At 69.3% G+C, this 7937-nt stretch carries 6 protein-coding genes and 1 pseudogene; 4 read left to right on the plus strand and 3 right to left on the minus strand.

The window, feature by feature from the left end; genetic code table 11:
* Positions 1–193: 193 nt before the first annotated feature.
* From FL311_RS38470 to FL311_RS38480, 3 genes are all read right to left on the minus strand, one after another.
* Positions 194–721, minus strand: coding sequence for a phage tail protein (locus FL311_RS38470; protein WP_046712457.1), 528 nt, complete (start codon positions 719–721; stop codon positions 194–196).
* A 15-nt stretch (positions 722–736) separates the two neighbouring features.
* Complete coding sequence (locus FL311_RS38475; protein ID WP_141332633.1) at positions 737–2266, minus strand: phage tail sheath subtilisin-like domain-containing protein; 1530 nt, start codon at positions 2264–2266, stop codon at positions 737–739.
* A gap of 436 nt (positions 2267–2702) precedes the next feature.
* The gene (locus FL311_RS38480; protein WP_141332634.1) at positions 2703–4193 is read right to left on the minus strand and encodes a hypothetical protein; all 1491 of its coding nucleotides are present in this window, start codon (positions 4191–4193) and stop codon (positions 2703–2705) included.
* A gap of 370 nt (positions 4194–4563) precedes the next feature.
* On the opposite strand from FL311_RS38480, the gene FL311_RS38485 reads away from it, so the two are divergent.
* The 4 genes and pseudogenes from FL311_RS38485 to FL311_RS38500 form a co-directional block, all read left to right on the plus strand.
* On the plus strand, positions 4564–5946 hold the full coding sequence (locus FL311_RS38485; protein ID WP_228557359.1) for an ELWxxDGT repeat protein: 1383 nt from the start codon (positions 4564–4566) through the stop codon (positions 5944–5946).
* A 315-nt stretch (positions 5947–6261) separates the two neighbouring features.
* A complete protein-coding gene (locus FL311_RS38490) occupies positions 6262–6834 on the plus strand; it encodes a hypothetical protein (protein WP_141332636.1) in 573 nt (190 codons plus the stop codon).
* A 27-nt stretch (positions 6835–6861) separates the two neighbouring features.
* Positions 6862–7563: a leucine-rich repeat domain-containing protein gene (locus FL311_RS38495; RefSeq protein ID WP_228557360.1), complete on the plus strand. Its 702-nt coding sequence runs from the start codon at positions 6862–6864 to the stop codon at positions 7561–7563.
* Positions 7564–7720: 157 nt separating this feature from the next.
* Positions 7721–7937, plus strand: a pseudogene (locus FL311_RS38500) (FUSC family protein); the annotation flags it as partial.

Here is a 7937-nt window from a genome sequence, read left to right on the forward strand (position 1 = left end):
GTCCCCTCCCGCAACGACAGCAGCAGCGCGTCCCGGGCCCCCACCGGCAGCCGCGCCAGCTCGCCCAGGCTCCGCTCCGGGAAGGCCGCGCTCAGCAGCGCGAGCGCGCGCCCCGCGGACGGGTGCGGGTAGCCCGCCTCCCACGCGCCCAGCAGCTCCGAAGCCGTCAGCGAGCGCATGGGGCCTCGGTGCGTCAGGGATTGGGCTCGTTGAAGGTGGGCTCGGTGGGCTCGGTGACGTCGTAGTCACGCTCCCAGCCCTCGTTCTCCAGCTTCAGCGTCTGGATGGCCACCGCGTTGGCGTTGGCGTCCAGGTCCGGCATCGCCTGGTACTCCGACACCCAGCAGCGGTAGAGCTTGTAGGAGATGGCCAGCTGTCCGGCCTCGTTGTAGACCTCCAGGATGATGTCCTTCCTGAAGTCCTTGAGGGACACCTCGGCGCCCAGCCCGGAGCCGTAGTTCCAGACCTTGTTCGCCCAGCGCTCGAACTCGGTGTCGTGGGTGACGCCGCGCTCCAACGTAATCGCCTCGTACTCGCTGCGGCCCGGGGACTTGCGGCTGCTGCTGGGGTCGCCGCCCTCGCGGTGCTTCACCACCTCCGTGGTGCGCTTGAGCGCGCCCACCTTGCTGATGCCCGCCACGTAGCGGCCATCCCACTTCACCCGGAACTTGAAGTTCTTGTACGGGTCGAAACGCTGCGCGTTGACGCTGAACTGAGCCATGGAATGGGTCTCCCTTTACGCCGCGACCTGGCCGGCCATCTGCTGGAGCTTGAGGACCACGAACTCGGCCGGCTTGAGCGGCGCGAAGCCCACGACGATGTTCACCACGCCGAGGTTGATGTCGTTCTGCGTCGTCGTCTCCTTGTCGCACTTGACGAAGTACGCGTCCCGCGGCGTCTGGCCCTGGAAGGCGCCCTGCCGGAAGAGGTTCTGCATGAAGGCGCCCACGTTGAGGCGGATCTGCGCCCACAACGGCTCGTCGTTGGGCTCGAACACCACCCACTGGAGGCCCCGGAAGAGGCTCTCCTCGATGTTGAGCGCCAGCCGGCGCACCGGCAGGTACTTCCACTCGTCGGCGAGCAAATCGTTGCCGCGCGTGGTGCGCGCGCCCCACACCACCCGGCCCGCGGCCGGCAGCGAGCGCAGGCAGTTGACGCCCAGCGGGTTGAGCTGGCCGTTCTCCGGGTCCGTGAGCGGCACGCTCAGCTTGGGCACGCCGGTGAGCAGCGCGTCCAGGCCCGCGGGCGCCTTCCACACGCCGCGCTGGGTGTCCGTGCGGGCGATGACGCCGGCCACCGCGCCGCAGGGCGCGAAGGTGTCCAGCTGGCCCTCCCGCAGGGGGTTGGCCTGCACCAGCCGGGGGAAGTAGAGCGCCGCGTTCTTGCTGCGCAGGCTGCTGGCGTTGAAGCCGGAGACGGCGTCCGCCACGCTGTCCCAGGCCGCCGGCGGGTCGGCGATGAAGATGGCGCGGCGCTCCTCGCAGTAGGCCGCCGCGTCCGTGGCCAGCTCCGGCTCGATGTCGCCGCCCAGCGTGTGGGGCGCGATGCACAGCAGGTTGAAGACATCCACCTTCTCCAGCGCGAACAGCCCCTGCTTGTCGGCGCGCAGGCCCGCGGCCTGGGTGAAGTGGGTGCGGGTGAGCGCGCTGCCGTTGGTGCCCGCGTCGGCCGCGGCGGGCGTGTAGGTGCCCGCCGGAGGCCGGGCCGCGGTGGCGGGCAGGGTCCTCACCCGCAGGAGCGTGGAGCCCTGCTCGAGCACCGTCGGGTAGTAGCGCGCGCTGGCCGCGTCGATGGAGAGGTTGATGAACTTCTCCGTCACCTGGGTGCCCGTGTCGGTGACGGTCAGGTTGAAGAGCAGGTCGTCGACGGCCGCGACGCCCGTCTTCTTGGTGTTGTGGTCCACCACCACGCTGAGCTTGCCGCCCCAGGCGCCGGGGCTCGCCGCCTCCAGCACCAGCGGGCCTTCAGTGGTGGTGATGCTCAGGTCCGCCGTCTCCGAGCCGTTGTCCAGGCGGACGACGACGGCCTGGCCGCCACCATTGAGGAAGAAGTCGCGGACGGCGAAGCTCATCGCTCCGTCCTCCCACAGACCTCCGAAGCTCCGCTCGAAGTCACCGTAGCCGTTGCAGACCACCGGCTCGTTCACCGGCCCGCGCAGCGCGCGTCCGACGAAGGCGGTAATCGACGTGGGCACCCCGGTGATGGTGCGGACCCCACTGGGAATCTCCTCGACATAGACGCCCGGATAACTGAGAGCTGCCGGCATGGACGACTCCTCCCTCTGCGGGTTCGTCGACTCCGCCCCGACTCACGAGGCAAGAGCCCTGCTACGCGCGGCGCGCTCCCAGTCCCGAGGGAGCACCCCGCACGTCGGGTGACACATTCATCTGGAGGGGGAGGCGGCAACCCATGCCGTCGTGGCAATTCCTATCGCGTGAGACCGCGCGACCCCCCTGGTCTCGGAATCCTGGCTCACTGCTCGGCGACGTCTCGGAACCCTGCCAGAAACACGACGAAAAGTCATTCGTTCCGTCGTAGTGGTTTCTACTTATGGTGATTGGATGTGTCACGGGTCGGGTGAACCGGACCAATCCAAGACATTGGATGCGGTGTGTTACACGGCTTCATTCATGGCCACCGTTGTACGAACGACGGCGGAAAGATTCCTTCGAAACCCGTTTCAGCGGGGACGAGGCGGTGCGTCACGTTTCGCCGGTGGTGTCCGAGTCCGCTGTGCCTGTCGCGTCCGCGAGGAGGGCGGCGAGCCCCGCGCGCGTCCGGGCCTGCTGGATTCGCGCGGTGAGCTCCTCGGAGGCGCCTTCGGGCAGGCGGTCCAGGGCCCGCGCCCGGAGCTCCTCGGTCGCGGGGGCGCCCATCCGCAGCGTGAGCGCGCCCGCGACGGTGGCCTGGTGCTTCGCGTGGAAGGACTGGGCCTCGGGGCCCTGCATGTCGAAGTACCACCGTGAGGTCCCTTCGGCGTCATCCTCCCGGTTGAAGTTCTCGAGCGTGAGGCTGTCCTCGCCGTCGCGTGCGATCACCGCCGCGAAGTGGAAGCTCCAGAGTTGCCGCGGGTCCTCGGCGGTGCGCTCGCGGGTGCCGACGATGGCGTAGGACTCTCCGACCTCGGGACGTGCGTGGGCGTTGACGCCAATCCGTCGGCTCCTCTCGCTCATCGTCTGCTCGGGCAGTTCCCGGTAGGCCGTCGTCGTGGCGTTCCTGTCGTCCGCCAAGCGGGCATCGAGGTGCTGGGCGAGTCGGGTGGCCCAGCCCGCCTGGGTCTCGAGCTCCTCCCCGACATGGCCCGCCTGGATGAGCGGGGTGAGCACCTCCACGGCGAACTGCTGGAAGCCTGGCTGGTACTCATACCGGTCCTTCATGATGTTCTTGAGCAAGGCCCGGCGCAGCGGTTGGCTGGGGATGGCGTCCTCCAGCAGCGTGGAGGCCTCTTGCAGCGAGCTGGTCTCGACCTCGAGGCCGTCCCCATAGGTGAAGCGGAAGGATTCCGAGTCGTCCTCTCCGAAGCGCGCTTCCTGGGCGGCGACGACCCCCTGGGGGGTGGGCGCCTCCTGGTTCGTCAGTTCCCGGGCGATGAGGTTGAGCTCCCCGACGGCCCCCGGGTAGGGGTTCTGTCTGCGCAAGGCCAGGTCGGCGTCATCGGGGCCCTGGTAGAGGGCGTGGGTCTGCCCCGAGTTCGTCACGCGGTCCGCCACATCGATGCACTCGTGGACGTCGAAGAGGGGCTGCTCGGCGACGACGGCCCTGGGCGTCACGGCCTTCATTCCCGCCAGCGCTTCGGGGGCGTCGTCTCCAGCGAGGAGCCTCACGCGCGAGCCCATCGCCTCGAGGATGCGGTTGGACCGCTCGATGAGGGCGGGCGTGGCGAAGAACCGCTGCGTCTCGTTCTCGGCGGGCAGCGCGAACGCGCGGTTCGCGGAGATGCGATAGCCCGCCTCCTCGGTGAAGCGCTGGACCACGCCGCCGGCCCGCGCGGTCGACGTCCTCGCGCGCGAGCCCTGGTCCGCGTCGTGCTGTCGCTGGAGCAGCGACTGGACCGCGGGCCGGTGGTCCAACATCCGCTGCAGGGTGCGCTGGCGTGCGCCCGAGGCAGACTCCAGGCTGTCGCCAGCGGTGGTGCGAGGCGTGTGGGCTTCGGCATGGTGCGTGGTGCTGCGCGGCCGCTCGTGGACATTCATGGGGATCACGCTCCCTGGACGGAGCCACGAGCTTAGAGAGCCCGCGGGATGCGCTGAACGCCCTGGCACATCTCACGCGTCTGAACCGGTGCACATGTCCCACCCCACGCCTTGTCAGTCCAGGCAGGCGAGCAGGGTAGGTCCTGGGGGCACTTTGCACCGGGAATGGCACGACACACCCTCCCTCCCAGTCTCTTCAGCAGGGGGCAGCATGTCGTGGCGTGGTGGGTGGATGGTGTCGTCGTTGCTGGTGTTGGGGGCGGGGTGCGGAGGTGCGCTTCCCGGGGAAGAGGTGCCTGCCCCCGCCGAGGAGGCAGAGGAGCGGTTGGATGGTTCCTATTGCCTGCCGACGGAGGATTCCACCCAGCGTGTGAAGACCATCCTCCCGCCCTCGGACATCGGGATTCCGCGCTACGCGTCGAGCCCCAGTGACTTCGTGAGCTTCAAGGGTCAGCTGCACTTCGCGGTGAACTACGAGGATGGGAAGCGGGCGCTGTGGCGCAGCAACGGCGCCGCGGCGGGGACCACTGAAATCAAGGGCCTCCCGGCGACGGAGGGGAACTTCACGCCGCCGCTGGGGGGGCTCACGCCCACCTCGTCCCTGCTGTTCTTCCGGGCGGCGGACGCCGTGCATGGCACGGAGCTGTGGGTGAGCGACGGCACCTCGGGCGGCACCCGCATGGTGGAGGACCTGACGCCGGGGACGGCCAGCTCGTATCCGACGCACATGACGGCCACGGGCAGCGGCTCGGTGGTGTTCTTCCTGGAGCGCTACGAGTCGGGCTCCACGCGCGTGCGCTACGAGCTGTGGGCGTCGGATGGCTCGGCCGGCGGCACGTCACGCGTGCGTGACTTCGGCGCGGACGCGGAGGTGAGCTACCTGTCTGGCGCGGCGAACAACACGCTGCGCTTCTTCGTGCGGGACTTGTCCGGCGGCACCAGCCTCTGGAAGACGGACGGCACGTCGGCGGGCACCGTCCAGGTCAAGCGGCTCACGTCGGGGCCCAATGCCTTCATCAAGGACGCGCGGACCACCGACGGACTCACGCTCTTCATCCTGCGTCAGGACTCGGGGCTCCAGGAGCTGTGGAAGACGGACGGCACGTCGGGCGGCACGCTGCGCCTGGCGTCCTTCGGCGCCACCCGGGACGTGCGCCTGCTGGGCGCGCTGGGGTCGACCGTCTATGTCACCACCACGTCCCTGACGACGCAGTACATGGTCCTCTACCAGGTGCCCCTCGCGGGCGGCAATCCGACGTCCGTGGTCAGCCTGCCCAATGACTACACCTCGCTGGGCGAGGCGTTCCCCTATGTCGACAGCGTCAGCATCCCGCCGGGAGGCTCGAAGCTGTTCTTCTCCGTCATCATCGGCAGCAATGGCCCCGCGCCGCGCGACTCGCAGCTCTGGGTGACGGATGGCACCGCGGGCGGAACGGTGCGGCTGCGCCGGCCGCTGAGCCTCTCGGACGAGTACTCGTCGCCCGTGTATGCCGTGTCCGACGACCTGGTCTTCTTCAGCGCCTACCAGGCCGACGGGGGTGGCATCGAGCCGTGGGTGAGCAACGGCACGCCGGCAGGCACGCGCAAGCTGCGGGACATCGCGAACACGTCCCTCTCGACCTCGTCCTACCCTCGTGAGTACTTCCGGCTGGGCTCGCGGGTGTACTTCAGCGCATATGACGACACCGAGGCGGGACAGCTCTGGGCCACGCAGCTGACCGACGCGTGCTTCGCGCCGCAATCCCAGCCGTAGGCTCGCGGAACGCAGTCACTCCTCGCCAGGTTGGGGGCGTGGGGCACGTCAGGTCCGGTGGCTGCGCTCCGCGGCCTGACGCGAGGAGTGACGCATGAAGCGCTTCGGGTCGCGTGGCGGGGTCCTCCCCCCGAATTCGAGGACCTGGCGGAGACTCCCACGCCACGGAGGCCCGTCTCGGATCCCTCGATGAGCGAGCGGGGGCGGGGCAAGGGCCACAAATAGCCTTGCCCGCATGTGCGAACGGGACACTCCCTCTCGACAGGGGTTGTTTGTCCGTGGCATTCCGCGCCCGGGTGCTGTTGTCTGTCGAGCATGGAGAAGACTGTTCCGACAGACCGCGTGGAGTCACCCCAAGAGCCGTTGCCGGCGCTGGATGGCCCTCGCTGCCCGCGGCACCCCGAGGTGGAGGATGCCCAGCCCTGTCCTCGCTGCGGCGGGTTCTTCTGCGAAGCCTGTCTGCCGGACTTGCTCGTGGTGGAGCGGACGCACTGCGCGGACTGCCTTGCCCGCGACAAGGCGCCAGAGGCTGTCCGGACGGCGCTCCTTCGAGACCTGACCCGGGTGCAGGTGGGCGTCATCGCCATCCTCATCCTCGAGGCCCTGTTCAGCACGTCCCTCGCGCTGGGTGCGCCCCGTGGCGTGATGCTGTTGGGCAGCCTGTGTCTGATGTCGCCCATCATCGCCCTCACCTTGCTGTTCGCGAGGTCTCGCAGTGCCACGGTGGGCTGGGTGCTGTGTGTCATCGACCTCGGCATGGGGCTGCTTCAGCTGTTCGGGGGAGGCAATGCGCTCGTCGGGGCCGCCGTCCTGCTCGCGGGGGTGCTCGCCGCCTTCCAGCTCTTCAAGCTGGGAAGTCTCCCACGACTCACCGCCTCGCCGGACTGAAGACACCGCGGTCGGCGAGCGCAGGCGATGTTGCGCGCGGGCCAGCCCGTGCTGGCCGACACGAAGCTCGGGCCGGTGGAGAAGGCGCTCGCGGCCGTGCGGGAGAAGGTGGCGCGCGGGGAGAAGGCGCCCAGGCTCTCGCTCGCGCAGAAGAAGCTGAAGGTGATTCCCGACGAGGTCTTCTCCCTCACCGCGCTCGAGGGGCTCACGCTGGACTTCAACCCCATCGACGTCGTGCCACCGCGCATCGGTGAGCTCAAGGCGCTGCGCTCGCTCAGCCTCGAGGACCTGCCGGTGACGTCCCTGCCCGAGGAGCTGGGCCAGCTGACCGCCCTCAGAAAGCTCAGCCTGCGCTACTGCAAGCACCTCACGCGCCTGCCGGAGTCGTTCGCCGGCCTGGAGTCCCTGGAGGAGCTGTACCTCGACGCGAAGGGGCTGGAGACCTTCCCCGAGGTGCTCACCCGGCTGCCGAAGCTCAAGAAGCTCTGGTGGTGGCGCTTCTTCAACACGCCGCCGGAGAAGCTGCGCGCCCTCGTCGACGGCCTGGGCCGCATGCCCAGGCTCACCCACGCCGGGTTCCTGCAAGGCGAGCTGGGCCCACTGCCCGAGGACCTGTCGCCGCTCGCCCGTCTCCAGCAGTTCAAGCTGGGCATGGACAAGGCGCCCGAGGCGGAGGTGCGTCGACTGGAGGCCGCGCTGCCCCCAGGGCGCCTGCACGTGGGGTACTGAGGCGCCCCACGGCGGCGTGCGAGGAGGCATGAGGTCGCCCGCGGGCATCCCGGGCGCCCGTCACCTGCCGAGCGTCCCCGCGCGCCCGCGACGCTTACCGACGCGGCGAGTCATGGCCACATGAGGACATTCACCGCTGACTGGGGAGGTCGTGGGGATGCACCGTCTGTGGCGTCACGTCCGGAGGTTCTTTCGTCTCCAGCCGGGGCGGCCCGCCTGGGCGTTGGGGATTCGCGCGGCGCTGGCCGTCACGATTCCGTACTCGCTCGCCACGCTGCTGGGATTCAAGGACGCCGGATGGACGGGGCTCACGGGATTGCTGGTGACGCTGGCGAACCCGGGCGGTGCGTACCAGGGGCGGGCGAGGGTGATGG

The sequence above is a fragment of the Myxococcus sp. AB025B genome (genome assembly GCF_006518215.1).
GTDB lineage: Bacteria > Myxococcota > Myxococcia > Myxococcales > Myxococcaceae > Myxococcus > Myxococcus fulvus.

What these genes read in the sequence shown, in the direction of transcription:
- FL311_RS38470 (WP_046712457.1), bottom strand. Translation starts at nt 721, where the DNA reads ATGGCTCAGTTCAGCGTCAACGCGCAGCGTTTCGACCCGTACAAGAAC.
- FL311_RS38475 (WP_141332633.1), bottom strand. Translation starts at nt 2,266, where the DNA reads ATGCCGGCAGCTCTCAGTTATCCGGGCGTCTATGTCGAGGAGATTCCC.
- FL311_RS38480 (WP_141332634.1), bottom strand. Translation starts at nt 4,193, where the DNA reads ATGAATGTCCACGAGCGGCCGCGCAGCACCACGCACCATGCCGAAGCC.
- FL311_RS38490 (WP_141332636.1), top strand. Translation starts at nt 6,262, where the DNA reads ATGGAGAAGACTGTTCCGACAGACCGCGTGGAGTCACCCCAAGAGCCG.
- FL311_RS38495 (WP_228557360.1), top strand. Translation starts at nt 6,862, where the DNA reads ATGTTGCGCGCGGGCCAGCCCGTGCTGGCCGACACGAAGCTCGGGCCG.